We start from the raw sequence: 17,614 nt of genomic DNA on the forward strand, positions 1-17,614 counted from the left end.
CTGCAGCCCGTTTCCCCTCGAAAAATCAGCTCATGAAAGCCTCCCAATTTCTCGTCTCCACCCTCAAGGAAGCACCGGCCGACGCCGAGGTGGTGAGCCACAAGCTCATGATGCGCGCCGGCATGATCAAGAAGCTGGGTGCCGGCATCTACAACTACATGCCGATGGGCCTGCGCGTGATCCGCAAGGTGGAGTCCATCGTGCGTGAGGAGATGAACCGCGCCGGCGCGGTGGAGTTGACCATGCCGGTGGTCCAGCCGGCTGAGTTGTGGCAGGAGACGGGCCGCTTCGACAAGATGGGCCCCGAGCTGCTGCGCATCAAGGACCGGCACGACCGTGACTTCGTGGTGCAGCCGACCAGCGAAGAAGTGGTGACTGACATCGCGCGCCAGGAAATCCGCAGCTACAAGCAGCTGCCGAAGAATTTCTACCAGATCCAGACCAAGTTCCGTGACGAACGCCGCCCGCGCTTCGGCCTGATGCGCGGCCGAGAGTTCATCATGAAGGACGCCTACAGCTTCGACCGTGATCAGGCGTCCGCCAAGGCTAGCTACCAGGTGATGGCGCAGGCCTACCGCAAGATCTTCGACCGCTTCGGCCTGAGCTACCGTGCGGTGGCGGCCGACAGCGGTGCCATCGGCGGCGACCTGAGCGAGGAGTTCCAGGTGATTGCCGCCACCGGCGAGGACGCGATCGTCTACTGTCCGGCCAGCGAGTACGCGGCCAACATCGAGAAGGCCGAGGCGCTGGCGCCGCAAGCCCCGCGTCCGACCGCCAGCCAGACCCTGACCAAGGTGCCGACGCCGGGCAAGAGTACCTGCCCGGACGTGGCCGAGCTGCTGGGCCTGCCACTGTCACGAACCGTCAAATCCATCGTGCTGGCGACCGACGAACTCAACGACTACGAGCAGGTGACCAAGACCGCGGTCTGGCTGCTGCTGTTGCGCGGCGACCATGACATGAACGAAGTCAAGGTGGGCAAGTTGCCGGGCATGGAAGGCGGTTTCCGTTTTGCCACCGAGGCAGAGATCCTGGCGCACTTTGGCTGCAAACCGGGTTACCTGGGCCCGGTAGGTCTGAAGCAGCCCTTGAACGTGATTGCCGACCGCGAGGTGGCGGTGATGGCAGACTGGGTCTGCGGTGCGAATGAAGTTGATGCCCACATCACCGGCGTCAACTGGGGCCGTGACCTGCCCGAGCCCGACCTGGTGGCTGACATCCGCAACGTGGTGGCTGGTGACCTGTCGCCGGATGGCAAAGGTGAGCTGGCGATTGAGCGTGGTATCGAGGTCGGCCATGTGTTCTACCTCGGCACCAAGTACAGCCGCGCCATGAACGCGACCTTCCTCGACGAGAACGGCAAGCCGCAATTCATGGAGATGGGTTGCTATGGCATCGGCATCACGCGCCTGCCGGCGGCTGCCATCGAGCAGAACCACGATGAGCGCGGCATCATCTGGCCGGATGCGATTGCCCCCTTCACGGTGGTGGTGTGTCCGATCAACCCGGACCGCAGCCCGGAAGTGAAGACGGCGGCCGAGCAGTTGTATGCCGGGCTGCTGGCGGCTGGCGTGGACGTTCTGCTGGACGACCGCGGTGAGCGCCCCGGCGCCATGTTCGCCGACTGGGAGCTGATCGGCGTGCCGCACCGCATCACCATCGGCGACAAGGCCCTCAAGGACGGCGTGGTGGAGTACCAGCATCGGCGCGATGCGGCCGCTACCAAGGTGCCCGCGAACGAGGCCCTGGCCTTTGTGACATCCAAGCTGGGGATTTGAGCATGGCCGTGGCGGCCGGCCTGCCGGGGGTCAATCGACGGTCTTTCGGCCTTCTGTCCCTGCTGGCCGGCGCGGGTCTGCTATCGACTCTGGAGCAGGCGTGGGCCGGGGCCCAGATCGAGGAGCCCTTGGCCGATGCCGTTCGCACCGCCTTGAGCGCGGCCATTGCCAACAATGCACCGCCGGTGCCGGAGTTTGCCAACACCGAAGCCCGGTTGCACTATTTGCGTTGGCTTGGGGCCATGAGCGAGCGTCTGAAGAAGAAAAAACACGAGTGGCAGGTGCGCAAGGAGTTCCTGCAGACGGTCTGGTATGAGAGCAAGCGTGCTGGCCTGGACACCTCGCTGGTGTTGGGACTGATCCAGGTCGAAAGCAATTTCCGCAAGTTCGCGGTGTCCAGCGTCGGGGCACGCGGTTACATGCAGGTCATGCCGTTCTGGACGCGTGTCATTGGCGACGGTGATGCCGGCAAACTGTTTCACATGCAGACCAACCTGCGGTTTGGCTGTGTCATCCTGCGCCACTATCTGGAGCGCGAACGTGGTGACCTGTTCATGGCCTTGGGGCGCTACAACGGTTCGCGTGGCAAGGCGCCCTATCCCGATGCCGTACTGGCAGCCCGACGCCAGTGGGAGTTTGCAGGTTAAGGCCCTTGGGCGCCCGCCATGAAAAAACCACTGGCGACGTGTGCCGCCAGTGGTTGTCGTGGGGACGCTGGAGGGGTCAGGCCTGGGTGCCCAGCACCTTCTGCAGCTCGCCGGACTCGTACATCTCCATCATGATGTCGGAGCCGCCGATGAATTCGCCCTTGATGTAGAGCTGCGGGATGGTGGGCCAGTTGCTGTATTCCTTGATGCCCTGGCGGATGCCGTCATCTTCCAGCACATTGACGGTCTTCACGCTTTTCGGATCAACGCCGCAGGCCTTCAGAACCTGGATGGCGCGGCCGGAAAAACCGCACATCGGGAAGCTGGCACTGCCTTTCATGAACAGCAGGATGTCGTTGGATTTGACGAGGTCGTCAATGCGTTGTTGTGCGTCACTCATGGCGTGGGTCCTGTAGGAATCTGATAACGAATACGCGATTATTTCATTTCTGCCGCGATGTTGCCGGCCGTTGCCGCCGGGGCATGTGGTCGGTGGGGTTTCCTGGGGTGGGACACGCCAACCCGCTTCAGGCGTGGGGCAGCCACAAGGTCACCGTGGTGCCGCTTCCCACCGCGCTGGCGATTTCGATTTCGCCGCCGTGCAGTTCGACAATTTCCTTGACGATGCTCATGCCCAGTCCGGTGCCCGGAATCTTGCCGGAGGCATCAGCCCGGTAGAAGCGTTCACAGACGCGGCTGAGCTGCTCGGCGTTCATGCCGATGCCGTGATCACGGATTTCGACGCCGACCCGGCGCAGGCGTTCTTCTCCCCCGGACACGCGGTAGCGCACGCTTACTTCGCCGCCTTGGGGCGAGTATTTGTAGGCATTGGACAGGATGTTGAGCAAGGCCTGCTGTATCTTCTTGCGGTCGACATGGACGAACAGCGCTTCACCGTGCGGTGGCAGCACAGGGGCAGGACGCTCGGATGGCGGCTTGAAGCCGGACACGGCATCGGCCACCAGGTCCTGCAAGGTGATCTGTTCGAGCACGAAGTCCTTGCCACGCCGTGACTCGATGCGCGCCAGATCCAGCAACTCATTGATGATGGATGACATCAGCCCGGACTGGCGGGAGATGGTGGCCAGGATCTCCTGTCGTTTGGCGGTATCGAATTCCTTCATGCGCAGCAATTCGGAATAGCCGTAGATGCTGGCCATCGGCGTGCGCAGTTCATGCGCGGCAGTCGAGAGGAACTCGCTTTTCATGCGGTCCACTTCCGTTTCATGGGTTACGTCGCGAAAATAGAGGATCTGCGAGACGCTGGCGGTTTCCGACATGCGGATGCCGACTTCGAGCACGCGGCTGGCCGGGGCGGCCAGTTCGAACAGTTGCCGTCGGTTGCTTCCCGGCTCCACCTCGACGCCGGACTCGCTGATATTTTTTCTGGCGGCACGCAGCGTTGCCAGGTTGGGGAAGCTGCTGTGGGCCAGGCATTTGCGGGCCAGCAGATCGCAGAAGCTGTTTTCTTCCAGCCCGATCACGTCGTTGGCGTCCAGACCGGTCATGCGCAGGAACGCCAGGTTGGCGAACACCACTTTGTGGCTGCGGTCGAACGACACAAAACCGTCCGGGCTCAGGGCGAAGAGGGTGTCGAGCTGTTCCGAGCGCTCATGCAACTCCTTGGTGCGCTGGTCCACCAGTTTTTCCAGATTCAGCCGGTAGGTTTCCAGTTCGGCGGCGACCGCCTTGCGCTCGCTGATGTCGCGCAGCAAACCGACAACAAAAGTCTTGTCGCCCCATTCGGCACGGCTCAGTGACACTTCGGCCTCAAAGAGGTTGCCATCCTTGTGGCGCAGGGTGGTCTCAAAGAACTTGCCCTCCGACCCCACCGAGGCGAGCAGGTCGCTTGCCCGACTTGAATCGACATGGCTGTCCCAGTCACTCACGCGCAGTTGCAGCAGTTCGGAGGGCGTGTAGCCCAGCATGGCGGCGCATTTCGGATTGGCTTCGAAGACACTGCCGTCCAGGTTCAGGATCACGACACCGTCGCGCTCGTGCTCGAACAGCGCGCGGCGGCGCGATGCCTCATCGGCAATGGTCTGCTGGGACGCCCTCTGCCGCTCGTCCTGGCGGGTGATCGTGTCCAGCAAACCATTGAAGTGCTGGGCCAGGCGGCCGAGTTCGTCCTGGCGCGGCAACGCGCTGACACGTGCGGTGCGGTCGCCTTGTCCAACCGCGGACATCGTGGCACCGATGATGCCCAATTGCTGGGTCAGCTCCCGGCCGGCCCGCAGGAACACGAAAGACAGGGCCAGCATGGCCAGTGCGAGCAGCCCGGCCACCATGCCCAGCAGCAACAACATGGCCCGCTGGTAAGGGGCATGCGGGAAGGCCACACCGATCATGCCGACGCGCCGGCCGTCGCCGTCCACCAGGGCCTCATAAGCCGCCATGTGCTTCTGGTCGGCCAACTGGAGTTGGCCAAGCCAGGAATGGCCCTGCCCGATCACGGCCTCCACGACGTCGGCGTCGGCGGGCCCTGCGACCGTGCGTTGTCCGTGGTGGCGCTGGCGGCTGACGGCGATGCGCACGCCGTCAATGAACAGGGAGGTGATGCCCTCCGCGTCGTCCGGCAGCATGCCTATGGGAAAGATGATTTCCCGCATGTGCTCGATCAGCGGGGCATTCTTGTTGAGCAGAATGCCGCCCACCAGGATCGCGTCCGGGTTGTTGACCGCCAGAGGAAAGTGGGCCGCCGCATTGATCAGCAGGCCGCGTGTTTCAACGGCGGGGCCCGAGGAGGACGGCGATGCCGGGGCGATGAGGGCCTGGCGGGGGAATTCGGGTGAAAACGCCCGCAACTGGTCGGCCTCGAAGCGTTCGTAGGCCACGTTGGCGACCCCGATCTGGGCCTGGCGAATCACATAGGAATCCGGCAGCCGGCTGCCGGGGGGGACGCCGGTGCTGGAGCCGATCACGGTGCCATCTGCCAAGGCAATGACCAGGAAGTCCAATCCACCGCCCTCGGCGGCCGTGCCCAGCAGCTGATTGAGTTCCCGGGAGGCCGATTGTGTGCCGAGCAGATGGGTCAAGCGTTCCGACTTGGCGAGTTGGGTGACCCGCAGCCGGGCATCCGCCTTGAGCTGGTCCAGGTAGTTGTTGCTGCCGGCCAGGTGGCCGCGCAGGTTCGATTGCAACAGACGGTCGGTCCGTTCCCCGCCAACCAGCATCAGCACGGCAATCACGATGGGGAAGACCACCAGCAAGGGCATCAAACCCAGCGCCAGCAGGCGAAAGCGCAACGAGCCATCCCATGCCCGGCGCCAGCGCGTCAGCAGCGGCAAAGCGTGCCCGACCGGTGGGTCATCCGGCTTGGCCAGTGGGGAGGCGAGATCTTGCATGGCTATTATCGGAAATTATAGCAAATATGATAAAATAAATAACATCTGCATATATTCCGGGACTGTAAGGAGCCCCCCATGAGAAAACGCCTTTGCCTGTTCGTCGGCCTTGTCAGCCTGTTGCTGTCCGCTTGTGGTCCTCAACAACCGGTTCAGATCGGGTTCATCGGGGGACTGAGCGACCGCAATTCCGACAACGGCCAGTCGGGGCTCAATGGCGTGATTCTGGCGGTGGAGCAGTTCAACCGGGCCGGTGGGCTGAACGGCCGCATGGTCGAGCTGATTGCCCGTGACGATGCCCAGAACAAGGAAACCGCGGCCAAGTCTGCCACGGAGCTGGTGGGCGCCAAGGTGGAGGCCGTGATCGGCCCGTTCACCAGCGCCATGGCGGAGGTGATCGTGCCCATCACCGGCAAGGCCGGCATCTTCCAGATCAGCCCGACCATCACGTCGATGGCCTTTTACGGCAAGGACGACAACCTGTTCCGCATCAACCGGACCACGCGCGACAACGCGCGGGACTATGCCCGGGTCATGCTCGGCCGCGGCCAGCAGCAGATCGCCGTGGCCTACGACACCCGCAACCGCAACTTCACCGAGTCCTGGCTCAAGGAGTTCCGCGAGGCGGTGAGCGCCGGTGGCGGTTCAGTGGTTGGCGAAGTGCCTTACGAGTCGAGTCCGGATGTCGATTTCGAGGCGGTGGTGCATCAGATGTTGCGCAGCAAGCCCGACAGTCTGTTTTACATTGCCGGCGCGCTGGACGTGGCGCGCCTCGCCCAGCAGTCCCGCAAACAGGCCCCCAAGCTGCCGATCGGCGCGTCGGAGTGGGCGGCCACCGAACAGCTGATCGAACTTGGCGGCGACGTGGTCCAGGGGCTGATGATCGTGCAGAACTTCAATCGCGACGACGAAACGCAACGTTTCAAGGAGTTCAGCGAGGCGTACTTCAAGCGCTTCCAGCGCAATCCAGGCTACAGCTCGGTTTCCGCCTACGACGCCGCAACCGTGGTGCTGACGGCACTGAAAAAGCGCGGTCATGGCGAGAGCCTGAAGAGCTCGGCGCTGAAGAATGGTCCCTACCAGGGCCTGCAACAACAGATCGTGTTTGACGTCAACGGCGATACGCAGCGCAAGGTCTTCTTCACCGAGATCCGGGACGGGCGCTACGTCCAGCTGAAATAAGGACCGTCAGGCGGCAACCGGTCGTTCCGAGACCAGTTGCTTCATGTCAGCCGTGAAAAACCGGTAGTTGTTGCGGCCGCCTTTTTTGCTCATGTACATCGCCATGTCTGCGTGCCGGATCAGATCCTCCGCGTGTTCGCTGTCGATGGGGTAGAGGCTGAGGCCGACGCTGACGGTGGTGGTGATGTCATGCCCGTCGATCCGCATCGGCTGCGAGACGGTGTCGACAATCTTCTGCGCAACCAGTGGCACATCGCCGGCATCGGCAATCGACTCCAGGATGATCGTGAATTCGTCGCCGCCCAGGCGCGCCACGGTATCGGCCTCGCGCACACTGGCCACCAGACGCTGCGCCACGGTCTGCAGCAACTGGTCGCCAATGTGATGCCCCAGGGTGTCGTTGATCGGCTTGAAGTTGTCGACGTCAATGAACATTACCGCCACGATGGTGTGGTTGCGATGGGCATGGGAGACCGCGTGGTGCAGACGGTCGAGGAACAGACCTCGGTTGGGCAGGCCGGTGAGGCCGTCGTGGTAGGCGAGGAACTGCATCTGTTCTTCCGCCGCCTTGCGTTTGGTGATGTCCGCGAACACACCGACGTAGTTGACGATCTCGCCCTCTTCATTCCGGACGGTGTTGATGGTGAGCCACTCGGGATAGACCTCGCCGCTGCGACGCCGGTTCCAGATCTCACCCTGCCAATGGCCGTTGACCGCGAGCTCGTCGAACATCTTCTGGTAGAAGGTGGCGTCGTGCCGGCCGGATGACAGCATGGCCGGCGTCTGGCCGATCACCTCGTGCGCCTTGTAGCCGGTGATCTGGGTGAAGGCCGGATTGACGGATTCGATGATGCGCTGTGCATTGGTGACGACGATGCCCTCAAGCGTGCTCTCGAACACCTTGGTGGCCAGACGCTGGTGCTGCAGGGACAGCGCCAGGCTGTGCTCACGATCCTTCAGCGTCTCACGCAGCTGGTGCACGTAATCGTGTTCGATGCTGGCGAGGATGTCGGAGAACGTGACCAGGCCCAGCAACTCGCCGTCGGTGCCGGTCACACCGAGATGACGGATGTGCCGTGCCGTGAACTCCGAGCGCGCGTGGTACAGGCTCGCGTTGACGGCCACGGTGATGAGGGGGCGGCTGGCCAGTTCACCGACATTGGTGCTGGGCTTGTTGGCCCCGACCAGGCGCATCACATCGCGTTCGGTGAGGATGCCGTGACTGCCATCCGGGTAGACCACCACGATGGCATCGGTACGGCTGTCGCGCATCGTGTGAACGGCCTCGCCCAAGGACAGGTGGCTGGCAACCAGCGGCACGCGACGGTTCAGCACCGCGTTGACCTCCCGCAGGGACAGGTAGTATTCGATCCCCTGGTTGAGCACGATGTCGGTCTGGGTCACGATGCCCTTGCAGGCGCCGGTATCGTCCACCGCCAGGAAATGGCGCACCTTCTCTTCGCGAAAACGCAGGGCCGCTTCACCCAGGCCGGTCGCGACATGGATGGTCTTGACCGGCGAGGTCATGTGCTTGGAAATCGGCGCCAGGAAGGTTGACGGGTCGGAGGCGTCCAGTGCCAGCACGTCGTGTTCGGTCCAGATGCCGACGATCGCACCCTTGTCCATCACCAGGATGGAACTGCAGCGTGCCGCCACCATGCGTTGCGCGGCCACAGACAAGGGGGTGTCCGGGGCACAGCTCAGAATGTCGGGATGGACAATGCGCTCGATGGTGACGTCGGCCGTCATGGTGCTCCTGAATGAATTATTTGCTCTCCACCATATCGTCGCGCGGCGGCCATGTCTTGAGTTACGTCAAGAATTGGGCAGGCAAGCCCCGCTACAGCGCGCAATGCCCGCCAGATCGGCGCGCGATTGTGTCTCGTGCAGCCCGGCTCTGCTCAGCAGGCCGCGCACGGCATCGGCCTGGTCCCAGCCGTGCTCCAGCAGCAGCCAGCCACCCGGTTGCAGATGGGCCGACGCCTGGGCGGTGATGGTGCGGATGTCATCCAGACCGTCGCGGCCGGCGGTCAGCGCCTGGCGCGGTTCATGGCCGAGGGCGGCCAGGTGCGGGTCACCCTCGGCGATGTAGGGCGGGTTGGAGACGATCAGGTCGAAGCGGCCTTCCAGCCCAGCCAGCCAGTTGCCCTGCCGGAACGTCACATCCAGTCCCAGGCGTTGTGCATTGGCACGCGCCACCGCCAGCGCATCGGCACTGGCATCCACCGCACTCACTTGCGCATCGGGGCGGGCATGCTTGAGTGCCAGGGCGATGGCGCCGCTGCCGGTGCCCAGATCGACCACACGCGGCGCTGGCAACCCTGCCAGACGTTCCAGTGCCCATTCCACCAGTGTTTCGGTGTCGGGGCGCGGGTCGAGCACACGCGCATCCACCTGCAGCGGCAGGCCGTAGAACTCCTTGACGCCGGTCAGGTAGGCGAGTGGCTCGCCACCGGCACGGCGTCGTGCCAGTGCCAGGAAGCGCTCCATGGCCTCAGGGTCCAGCGCGTCGCTGTCATGTGCCAGCAGCCAGGCGCGATCGTGTGCCGACCGGCCCAGGGTGTGCAGCAGCAGGAGCTGGGCATCGAGCCGGGGCAGGCCGAGGGTACGGGCAGCAGCGAGGGCTTGGCTGAGCTGCATTTGCTATGAAAAAGAGAGTGCCTGGCGCATATTGAATAAGGGCTGGAGTCAGATTTCTTGCTGATTCAATCAGACGTTGCCCACTTCCAGCTCAGCCAGCTGTTGCGCCGCTTCATAGGCCTGCAGCGCCTCCACCACGTCGTCCAGCTCGCCTTCCATGACGTAGAGCAGTTTGTACAGCGTGAGGTTGATGCGGTGATCGGTCAGGCGGCCCTGCGGGAAGTTGTAGGTGCGGATGCGGTCGCTGCGGTCGCCGCTGCCGATCAGGCTCTTGCGCTGGGCCGCATCCTTGGCGGCGCGTTCGGCGCGGTCTTTTTCCTGGATGCGGGCGGTGAGCACCTTCAGCGCCTGGGCCTTGTTGCTGTGCTGGCTGCGGCCGTCCTGGCACTCGGCCACGATGCCGGTGGGAATGTGCGTGATGCGCACCGCCGAGTCGGTCTTGTTGATGTGCTGGCCGCCGGCGCCGCTGGCACGAAAGGTGTCGATGCGCAGGTCGGCCGGGTTGATCTGGATCGCCTGCGCCTCGTCCGGTTCCGGCAGCACGGCCACGGTGCAGGCACTGGTGTGGATGCGGCCTTGGGTTTCGGTGGCCGGCACGCGCTGCACGCGATGGCCACCGGATTCGAACTTGAGCGCGCCGTAGACGTTGTCGCCCTCGACGCGCAGCACCACCTCCTTGTAGCCGCCCAGCTCGCTGGGTGACTCGCTGATGATCTCGGTCTTCCAGCCGCGACGCTCGCAATAGCGCGTGTACATGCGCAGCAGGTCGCCGGCGAACAGGGCCGACTCGTCGCCGCCGGTGCCGGCACGGATTTCCACGAAGGCATTGCGCGCATCGTCCGGGTCCTTGGGCAGCAGCATGCGCTGCAGTTCGGTCTCCAGTTGGGCGAGCTCGGTGCTCGCGCTGTCCACTTCCTCCTGCGCCATCTCCGCCATGTCCGGGTCGGCCAGCATCTCGCGGGCGCTGGCCAGGTCGGCCTCGCGCTGCTGGTAGCGGGCCCAGCGGCTGGCCACGGCGGCCACCTCGGTGTGCTCGCGCGAGAGCGTGAGGAACTGGGCCATGTCCTTCATGATGTCTTCGCGCGAGAGCAGGAATTCCAGCTCGGCCAGGCGGTCGGCGTAGCGTGCGAGTTGTTGGCGGAGAAAGGGTTTCATGAGAACACGGTACAAGAGAAGGGCGGCGGATCGGGGCTCCCGGCCGGGGGAGGCGCAGGGCGGCAACGCGCACCCTGGCGGGCGCGCGGAAGGCGGCCGTCGCTAACGCTCTTTGCGCAAGAAGAAGTGCTGAATGGCGTCGCTGGCACGTTCGCGTGCAGCCGCGTCGCCGGCATGCAGTTCGGCCAGCGCGCCGTGCAGCATTTTTTGCGTCAGGCCCTTGGCCATGGCTTCCAGCACGGCATCCACGTCCTCGCCCTTGGCCAGTTGCCGGCGCGCGCGCGCGATCTCGGCGTTGCGCCATTCATCGGCCTGGGCGTTGAGCTGCTGGATCAGCGGCACGCTGCGGCGCTGGTCCATCCAGTGCAGGAAGCTCTGCACACCGGCGTCGATGATGACTTCGGCCTCGGCCACGGCGGCCTGGCGGTTGGCCTGCGCGGTCTGCACCACGGCGGCCAGGTCATCCACGGTGTAGAGGTAGACGTCGGACAGCGCCTTGACCTCGGGTTCGATGTCGCGCGGCACCGCCAGGTCGACCATGAACATGGGGCGGTGGCGGCGTAATTTCAGGGCGCGTTCCACCGCACCCAGGCCGATCAGCGGCAGCGTGCTGGCGGTGCAGCTCACCACGGCGTCGAATTCGTGCAGGCGGCTGGGCAGGTCGGCCAGGCGCATGACCTCGGCACCGAAGCGGGAAGCGAGTTTTTCACCGCGGTCGAGCGAGCGGTTGGCAATCACCATCGCCTTCGGGTTCTTCGCCGCGAAGTGGGTGGCGGCCAGCTCGATCATCTCGCCGGCACCGACGAACAGCACCCGGATGTCGCTCAGGTCTTCGAACAGCTGGCCGGCCAGGCGCACGCTGGCAGCCGCCATGCTGATGGAGTGGGCGCCGATCTCGGTCGAGGTGCGCACTTCCTTGGCCACGGCAAAGGAGCGCTGGAATAACTGGTTGAGCGTGGTGCCCAGGGCGCCGGCTTCTTCGGCGGCGCGCACCGCGTCCTTCATCTGGCCCAGGATCTGCGGCTCGCCCAGCACCATGGAGTCCAGCCCACTGGCCACGCGGAAGGCATGGCGCGCCACCTGGCCGTCTTCCAGTGCGTAGGTGTGTGAGCGCAGGAGCGCGGGCGAAACGCCGCCGCTGTGGGCCAGCCAGTCCAGGGTGGGAACGATTTCCAGCTGGTCGCCGGCACAGTAGATCTCGGTGCGGTTGCAGGTGGAGATGATGGCGGCCTCGGGCGGACGCGGCAGGGCGCCGCGCAGGCCGTGCAGGGTGGGGCCGATCTGGTCGAGGGCGAACGCAAAACGGCCGCGCAGATCGAGCGGCGCGGTCGTGTGATTGATGCCTAATGCCCAGACTGCCATCGCCCGATTATAAAATTTGCCGATGCCTCAAGCTTTTGCCCTCTTTTTGGCCTTGTCAGGCCGGCTGCCATGAGCCCGCTGGATATGCTGCTGCACTTGGCCAACTTTGCTGCGCCGGCGCTGGTGCTGGCCTTGTTGCTGCCTCTGATTGCCCACTTCTTCATCAAAAAACAGGCGCCAGCGCTTGCCTGGTGGGCGCAAGCAGCTATCAATTTTGTAGTGGGTGTGGTCGTGCTGCTCGTCGGCCTGTGGCTGTGGAGCCGCGACGGCAAGATGGTCACCTATGCCCTGCTGGTGCTGGCGCTGGCCAGCAGCCAGTGGCTGTTGTCACGCGGCTGGCGCAAATAGGTCGACCCGGTCGGTGATGATGCCGTCCACGCCCAAGGCGATCAGGCGCTCGGCGGCCCATTCGTCGTTCACCGTGTAGCTCAGGCAGCGCAGGCCCGCGCTTTTCGCCTGCATCACGCTCGAGGCGTCCCACAGGGTCTGGTTGCAGACCACGGCCACGCAGCCCAGCGCGCGGGCGGTTTCCAGCCAGCCGGTCCACAGTGTGTCGAGCAGCAGGCCGCGTGGCAGTTCCGGCGCGGCGGCCAGGGCGCCTTGCAGTGCCTCGGGCTGGAAGGAGGTCAGCAGTGGCGGCACGGCCTGGCCCTGCCACAGGCGCGCTGCCGTGGCCGCGACCACCTCACCGGTAGGGCGCTCGGTGCCGGGTGTGGGTTTGATTTCGATGTTGAGCAGATAACCGTTGTGCTGGCAGAAGCGCGTTACCGCTTCGAGTGTGGGCAGTGGTTCGCCCGCGAAGGCGCGCGAGTGCCAGCTGCCGGCATCGAGCTGCGACAGGGCCTGCCAGCTGTGTGCACCGGCCATGCCCTGGCCGTTGGTGGTGCGCTCGAGTGTGCTGTCGTGCAGCAGGAAGGGCACACCATCGCTGGAGAGTTTCACATCGCATTCGAACATGCGGTAGCCGTGGGTGGCGCCGGTGCGAAAGGCCGCCAGGGTGTTTTCGGGCGCCAGTTTGCCGGCGCCGCGGTGGGCGATCCAACGTGGATAGGGCCAGGCCGTGATGCAGTCTGGCGGGTTCACAGGCGTTTCCCGGTGGCTTCGTCGAACCAGTGCAGGCGTTCGGGCTGTGGCGAGACAAACAGGCGGGTACCGATGGCCGGTGCCGAGTCCTGTTCTTCGTTGACGCGAATAATCAGTTGCTCACTGTCCAGCCGCGTGTAGATCAGTCGTTCGGCGCCCAGCATTTCCACCGCCTCCACCTGCACCGACCAGCCCGTGTCAACGGGTTGCGGCACGATCTGCAGGTGCTCGGGGCGGATGCCCAGGATGGTGCCGGGTTTCACATGCGGGGCGCTGCTGAGCAGGTTCATGGGTGGCGAGCCGATGAAGCTGGCGACGAAGGTGGAGGCAGGCCGGTGGTAGACCTCCTCCGGCGTGCCGAACTGTTCCATCCGGCCGGCGTTCATGACAATCATGCGCTGCGCCAGTGTCATGGCCTCGACCTGGTCGTGCGTGACGAACAACGAGGTGATGCCGAGTTCTCGGTGTAGCTTCTGGATTTCGAGCCGGGTCTGTGCGCGCAGCTTGGCGTCCAGGTTGGACAGCGGTTCGTCGAACAGGAAAACCTGCGGCTGGCGCACGATGGCGCGGCCCATGGCGACACGCTGGCGTTGCCCGCCGGAGAGCTGGCGCGGCTTGCGCTCCAGAAAGGGGCCGAGCTCCAGAATCGCGGCAGCCTTGGCCACGCGGGCGCGGATCTCGTCCTTCGGCACCTTGGCGATCTTCAGGCCGTAGGCCATGTTGTCGAACACGCTCATGTGCGGGTAGAGCGCGTAGTTCTGGAACACCATGGCGATGTCGCGCTCGGCCGGCTCCAGGTCGTTGACGACCCGGTTGCCGATGGCAATGCTGCCGCCGGAGATCGCCTCCAATCCGGCCACCATGCGCAGCAGGGTGGACTTGCCGCAGCCCGAGGGGCCGACGATGACGATGAACTCGCCGTCGGCGATGTCGGCGTTCACGCCATGGATGACCTGCAGCTCGTGCCGGCCCTTGCCGTAGCGCTTGATGACGTTGTTGAATGTGATGGCAGCCATTATTTTTCCGTGTCAACCAGACCTTTGACAAACCACTTCTGCATCAGGATCACGACCAGTGCCGGCGGCAGCATGGCCAGGATCGCCGTGGCCATGACCACGTTCCATTCGATGTAGACCTCGCCGAAGATGGCGCGCTTGATGCCCAGCACGATTGGGTACATGTCTTCGCTGGTGGTGACCATCAGCGGCCACAGGTACTGGTTCCAGCCGTAGATGAACTGGATCACGAACAGCGCGGCCATCGACGTTTTCGACAGCGGCAGCAGCACGTCAAAGAAAAAGCGCATGGGGCCGGCACCGTCGATGCGCGTCGCCTCCACCAGTTCGTCGGGCACGGTCAGGAAGAACTGGCGGAACAGGAAGGTGGCGGTGGCCGAGGCGATCAGCGGCACGGTCAGGCCGGCGTAGCTGTTGAGCATGCCCAGATTGGCAATGACCTCGTAGGTCGGGCCGATGCGCACCTCCACCGGCAGCATCAGCGTGATGAAGATCATCCAGAACACGGCGCCCTTGAAGGGGAAACGGAAGTAGACGATGGCGAAGGCCGACAGGAGCGAGATGGCGATCTTGCCGACCGTGATGGCCAGGGCCACCACCAGGCTGACCCACATCATCGGCCAGCCCGCCGCGATGGTGGCGCCGCCATAGGTCTTGCCGCCGAACAGGGCCAGCCGGTAGGTGTCCAGCAAGTGGCTGCCGGGCAAGAGGGACAGCGGGTGGCTGGAGGCGATCTGCTCGGCCGACTGCGTGGACGCAATGAAAGCCAGGTAGACCGGAAAGGCGATGACGATGACGCCCGCCAGCAGGATGACGTGGGTGAAGAAATCAAGAATAGGGCGACGTTCGATCATCGTGGCTTCCGCCTTATTGCATAGTGCGTGACCCACAAGGTGTGAGCCCTCCAGTCAGATGCGCAGGCACCCGCGGAACCGGCAGTGCCGGGCCGCTGGGTGCGCCCCCTTGAGGGGTTGAGGGCTGCGGCTCCCAGCCTGCCTGCGCAGGCTGGGACAGCCTGAAGGGCCACGACCTCTGGTCGTCGGCATCGGGCGCCAAAGGCGCTTCGGGGGTGTTCCATCAGTACTCAATCTTGCGTTCGACAAAGCGGAACTGGACCACGGTGAGCGCAATCACGATGAGCATCAGCACCACCGACTGCGCGGCCGAGCCGCCCATGTCGAGCGCCTTGAAACCGTCGTAATAGACCTTGTAGACCAGGATGGCGGTTTCCTTGCCCGGGCCACCATGGGTGGCCGCGTCCACCGTGCCGAAGGTATCGAAGAAGGCGTAGATCACGTTCATGACCAGCAGGAAAAAGCTGGTAGGCGCCAGCAGCGGGAAGACAATGGTCCAGAAGCGCCGCCAGGGCGAGGCGCCATCGATGGCGGCGGCCTCGATCAGCGAGTGGGGGATCGACTGCAGTCCCGCCAGGAAGAACAGGAAGTTGTAGGACACCTGTTTCCAGGCTGCGGCCATCACGATCAGGGCCATGGCGTGGTCGGCGTCGAGCAGATGGTTCCAGGGCAGGCCCAGGGCCTGCAGGGCGTAGGCAATCACGCCGTAGGGCGAGGCGAACAGCATCAGCCACAGGACACCGGCTACCACCGGGGCCACCGCGTAGGGCCAGATCAGCAGGGTCTTGTAGAAGCCGGCCAGCCGGTTGACGCGGTTGGCCATGACCGCCAGCAGCAGTGCCAGCGACATCGATGAGGCCGCAACCCACAGCGAAAAGACGGCCGTGGTCTTGAAGGAGGCGAGGTAGCTGGCGTCGTCGAACAGGCGCTGGAAGTTCTCCCAGCCCACAAACTCCCGGCTGGTGCCGAAGGCGTCCTCCTGCAGCACGCTCTGGTACAGCGCCTGGCCGGCAGGCCAGAAGAAGAACACCAGGACGATGATCAGCTGGGGTGCCAGCAGAACCCAGGGCAACCAGGATGATTTGAAGAGGACGCGCTTTTCCATGGTGTGATTGTGTGCCTCCAGAAATCACCCTCCCCGTTTGGCGGGGAGGGTTGGGGAGGGGCCGTCAGTACAGCCGGGGCGAAAAGTCGGTCAGGACTTGTTGGCTTTCTGGAAGCGCTCCAGCTGCTCGTTGCCGCGTTTGACGGCCACATCCAGCGCCTCTTTCGGTGCCTTCTTGCCGGCCCACACGCCTTCGAGTTCCTCGTCGATGATGGTGCGGATCTGCACGAAGTTGCCCAGGCGCACGCCGCGCGACTTGTCGGTGGTCTTGCGGATCATCTGCGTCACCGACACATCGGTGCCGGGGTTCTTCTTGTAGAAACCCGATTTGTCGGTCAGCTCGAAGGAAGCCTTGGTGACGGGCAGGTAGCCGGTGCGCTGGTGGCTTTTCGCGGCCACTTCGGGTTGCGACAGGTAGCTGAAGAAAGCGGCCACACCCTTGTAGTCGGCGGCTTTTTTGCCGTTCATCACCCACAGGCTGGCACCGCCGATCACCGTGTTCTGCGGTGCGCCCTGCACGTCGGGGTAGTAGGGCAGGGTGCCGATGCCGTAGCCGAACTTGCCGTTGCGCACGACGTTGCCGTACAGCGCCGAGGAGCCGGTCATCATGGCGCATTCGCCCGAGACGAAGGTGGCATCGGCGGCATTGCCGCGGCCCTTGTAGACAAACAGGCCGGACTTGGCCATGTTGGCCAGGTTTTCGATGTGGCGCACGTGCAGCGGCGAGTTGAACTCCAGGCGCGTGTCCAGGCCACCAAAGCCGTTGTTCTTGCTGGCGAACAGCACGTTGTGCCAGGCCGAGAAGCTCTCCAGCTGGGTCCAGCTGATCCAGCTGGTGGTGTACGGGCACTTGTGGCCGCTGGCCTTGAGCTTGGCGGCTGCCAGGGCCACCTCGGGCCAGGTGGTCGGCGGCTTCTCGGGGTCGAGGCCGGCGGCCTTGAAGGCGTCCTTGTTGTAGTGGAAGACCGGTGTCGAACTGTTGAAGGGGAAGCTCAGCATCTGGCCGTTGGGGGCGGTGTAGTAGCCGGCGACGGCGGGCACGTAGGCGTTCTGGTCGAATTTCTGGCCGCCTTCCTTCATGACCTCGGCCACCGGCTTGATGGCGCCCTTGGAGGCCATCATGGTGGCGGTGCCGACCTCGAAGACCTGGAGAATGTGCGGGGCATTGCCGGCACGGAAGGCCGCAATGGCGGCTGTCATCGACTCGTCATAGCTGCCCTTGAAGGTCGGGGTGACCTTGTAATCCTTCTGGCTGGCGTTGAAGTCGCGGGCCAGATCGTTGACCCATTCGCCCAGGGCGCCGCCCATGGAATGCCACCACTGGATCTCGGTCTGGGCCTGGGCGGGGGCCAGCAACAGGGTGGAGAGGGCGGCAAGCGCCAGTTTCGTTTTCAAACGCATGGGTTAACTCCTTGAAGACAAGATGCCGAGCCTAGTCGGGTGATATG

At 64.2% G+C, this 17,614-nt stretch carries 15 protein-coding genes; 4 read left to right on the forward strand and 11 right to left on the reverse strand.

Annotated features, from left to right (window positions below):
- The first annotated feature begins 32 nt into the window (after window positions 1-32).
- Together CDE01S_RS00800 and CDE01S_RS00805 are read left to right on the forward strand one after the other, a co-directional pair.
- Window positions 33-1,778, forward strand: coding sequence for a proline--tRNA ligase (locus tag CDE01S_RS00800; RefSeq protein WP_066702232.1), 1,746 nt, complete (start codon window positions 33-35; stop codon window positions 1,776-1,778).
- A gap of 2 nt (window positions 1,779-1,780) precedes the next feature.
- A complete protein-coding gene (locus tag CDE01S_RS00805) occupies window positions 1,781-2,425 on the forward strand; it encodes a lytic transglycosylase domain-containing protein (RefSeq protein WP_066702233.1) in 645 nt (214 codons plus the stop codon).
- 76 nt (window positions 2,426-2,501) lie between these two features.
- On the opposite strand, the gene grxD is transcribed toward CDE01S_RS00805, so the two are convergent.
- Together grxD and CDE01S_RS00815 are read right to left on the reverse strand one after the other, a co-directional pair.
- Entirely contained in the window at window positions 2,502-2,825 is a 324-nt protein-coding gene (gene grxD, locus CDE01S_RS00810; protein WP_066702234.1) for a Grx4 family monothiol glutaredoxin, read from the reverse strand.
- Between the two features lie 127 nt (window positions 2,826-2,952).
- On the reverse strand, window positions 2,953-5,769 hold the full coding sequence (locus CDE01S_RS00815) for an ATP-binding protein (protein WP_066702235.1): 2,817 nt from the start codon (window positions 5,767-5,769) through the stop codon (window positions 2,953-2,955).
- Between the two features lie 78 nt (window positions 5,770-5,847).
- On the opposite strand from CDE01S_RS00815, the gene CDE01S_RS00820 reads away from it, so the two are divergent.
- Complete coding sequence (locus tag CDE01S_RS00820) at window positions 5,848-6,951, forward strand: ABC transporter substrate-binding protein (protein WP_066702249.1); 1,104 nt, start codon at window positions 5,848-5,850, stop codon at window positions 6,949-6,951.
- Window positions 6,952-6,957: 6 nt separating this feature from the next.
- Here the strand turns inward: CDE01S_RS00820 and CDE01S_RS00825 are convergent, their stop codons facing one another.
- The 4 genes from CDE01S_RS00825 to hemA form a co-directional block, all read right to left on the reverse strand.
- Window positions 6,958-8,700 carry a diguanylate cyclase domain-containing protein gene (locus CDE01S_RS00825; protein WP_066702251.1) on the reverse strand — a complete coding sequence of 581 codons (1,743 nt, stop codon included), beginning with the start codon at window positions 8,698-8,700 and terminating at the stop codon, window positions 6,958-6,960.
- 66 nt (window positions 8,701-8,766) lie between these two features.
- Window positions 8,767-9,591 (reverse strand): peptide chain release factor N(5)-glutamine methyltransferase, encoded by an 825-nt coding sequence (gene prmC / locus CDE01S_RS00830; RefSeq protein WP_066702253.1) that lies wholly within the window; start codon window positions 9,589-9,591, stop codon window positions 8,767-8,769.
- 69 nt (window positions 9,592-9,660) lie between these two features.
- Complete coding sequence (gene prfA / locus CDE01S_RS00835; protein WP_066702255.1) at window positions 9,661-10,746, reverse strand: peptide chain release factor 1; 1,086 nt, start codon at window positions 10,744-10,746, stop codon at window positions 9,661-9,663.
- Window positions 10,747-10,848: 102 nt separating this feature from the next.
- Window positions 10,849-12,108: a glutamyl-tRNA reductase gene (gene hemA, locus CDE01S_RS00840; RefSeq protein ID WP_066702257.1), complete on the reverse strand. Its 1,260-nt coding sequence runs from the start codon at window positions 12,106-12,108 to the stop codon at window positions 10,849-10,851.
- A 69-nt stretch (window positions 12,109-12,177) separates the two neighbouring features.
- Between hemA and CDE01S_RS00845 the strand changes: the two genes are divergently transcribed.
- On the forward strand, window positions 12,178-12,456 hold the full coding sequence (locus tag CDE01S_RS00845) for a hypothetical protein (RefSeq protein ID WP_066702259.1): 279 nt from the start codon (window positions 12,178-12,180) through the stop codon (window positions 12,454-12,456).
- Here the strand turns inward: CDE01S_RS00845 and ugpQ are convergent.
- The 5 genes from ugpQ to ugpB all read right to left on the reverse strand — a co-directional run bounded on the left by ugpQ (window position 12,436) and on the right by ugpB (window position 17,567).
- Window positions 12,436-13,191 carry a glycerophosphodiester phosphodiesterase gene (gene ugpQ, locus CDE01S_RS00850; protein ID WP_245636067.1) on the reverse strand — a complete coding sequence of 252 codons (756 nt, stop codon included), beginning with the start codon at window positions 13,189-13,191 and terminating at the stop codon, window positions 12,436-12,438. The two genes, CDE01S_RS00845 and ugpQ, sit on opposite strands and share 21 nt — an antisense overlap.
- Window positions 13,188-14,207 (reverse strand): sn-glycerol-3-phosphate import ATP-binding protein UgpC, encoded by a 1,020-nt coding sequence (locus CDE01S_RS00855; RefSeq protein WP_066702261.1) that lies wholly within the window; start codon window positions 14,205-14,207, stop codon window positions 13,188-13,190. Before CDE01S_RS00855 ends, ugpQ begins: the two co-directional genes overlap by 4 nt.
- Entirely contained in the window at window positions 14,207-15,061 is an 855-nt protein-coding gene (ugpE, locus tag CDE01S_RS00860; protein WP_066702263.1) for a sn-glycerol-3-phosphate ABC transporter permease UgpE, read from the reverse strand. The genes CDE01S_RS00855 and ugpE overlap by 1 nt, the downstream gene beginning before the upstream one ends.
- Before the next feature lie 223 nt (window positions 15,062-15,284).
- A complete protein-coding gene (ugpA, locus tag CDE01S_RS00865) occupies window positions 15,285-16,166 on the reverse strand; it encodes a sn-glycerol-3-phosphate ABC transporter permease UgpA (protein ID WP_066702265.1) in 882 nt (293 codons plus the stop codon).
- A gap of 90 nt (window positions 16,167-16,256) precedes the next feature.
- Window positions 16,257-17,567 carry a sn-glycerol-3-phosphate ABC transporter substrate-binding protein UgpB gene (ugpB, locus tag CDE01S_RS00870; RefSeq protein ID WP_066702268.1) on the reverse strand — a complete coding sequence of 437 codons (1,311 nt, stop codon included), beginning with the start codon at window positions 17,565-17,567 and terminating at the stop codon, window positions 16,257-16,259.
- Between the last annotated feature and the right edge of the window lie 47 nt (window positions 17,568-17,614).

The sequence above is a fragment of the Curvibacter delicatus NBRC 14919 genome (assembly GCF_001592265.1).
In the GTDB taxonomy this organism is placed as follows: domain Bacteria; phylum Pseudomonadota; class Gammaproteobacteria; order Burkholderiales; family Burkholderiaceae_C; genus Hylemonella; species Hylemonella delicata.

What these genes read in the sequence shown, in the direction of transcription:
- CDE01S_RS00800 (WP_066702232.1), top strand. Translation starts at nt 33, where the DNA reads ATGAAAGCCTCCCAATTTCTCGTCTCCACCCTCAAGGAAGCACCGGCC.
- CDE01S_RS00805 (WP_066702233.1), top strand. Translation starts at nt 1,781, where the DNA reads ATGGCCGTGGCGGCCGGCCTGCCGGGGGTCAATCGACGGTCTTTCGGC.
- grxD (WP_066702234.1), bottom strand. Translation starts at nt 2,825, where the DNA reads ATGAGTGACGCACAACAACGCATTGACGACCTCGTCAAATCCAACGAC.
- CDE01S_RS00815 (WP_066702235.1), bottom strand. Translation starts at nt 5,769, where the DNA reads ATGCAAGATCTCGCCTCCCCACTGGCCAAGCCGGATGACCCACCGGTC.
- CDE01S_RS00820 (WP_066702249.1), top strand. Translation starts at nt 5,848, where the DNA reads ATGAGAAAACGCCTTTGCCTGTTCGTCGGCCTTGTCAGCCTGTTGCTG.
- CDE01S_RS00825 (WP_066702251.1), bottom strand. Translation starts at nt 8,700, where the DNA reads ATGACGGCCGACGTCACCATCGAGCGCATTGTCCATCCCGACATTCTG.
- prmC (WP_066702253.1), bottom strand. Translation starts at nt 9,591, where the DNA reads ATGCAGCTCAGCCAAGCCCTCGCTGCTGCCCGTACCCTCGGCCTGCCC.
- prfA (WP_066702255.1), bottom strand. Translation starts at nt 10,746, where the DNA reads ATGAAACCCTTTCTCCGCCAACAACTCGCACGCTACGCCGACCGCCTG.
- hemA (WP_066702257.1), bottom strand. Translation starts at nt 12,108, where the DNA reads ATGGCAGTCTGGGCATTAGGCATCAATCACACGACCGCGCCGCTCGAT.
- CDE01S_RS00845 (WP_066702259.1), top strand. Translation starts at nt 12,178, where the DNA reads ATGAGCCCGCTGGATATGCTGCTGCACTTGGCCAACTTTGCTGCGCCG.
- CDE01S_RS00855 (WP_066702261.1), bottom strand. Translation starts at nt 14,207, where the DNA reads ATGGCTGCCATCACATTCAACAACGTCATCAAGCGCTACGGCAAGGGC.
- ugpE (WP_066702263.1), bottom strand. Translation starts at nt 15,061, where the DNA reads ATGATCGAACGTCGCCCTATTCTTGATTTCTTCACCCACGTCATCCTG.
- ugpA (WP_066702265.1), bottom strand. Translation starts at nt 16,166, where the DNA reads ATGGAAAAGCGCGTCCTCTTCAAATCATCCTGGTTGCCCTGGGTTCTG.
- ugpB (WP_066702268.1), bottom strand. Translation starts at nt 17,567, where the DNA reads ATGCGTTTGAAAACGAAACTGGCGCTTGCCGCCCTCTCCACCCTGTTG.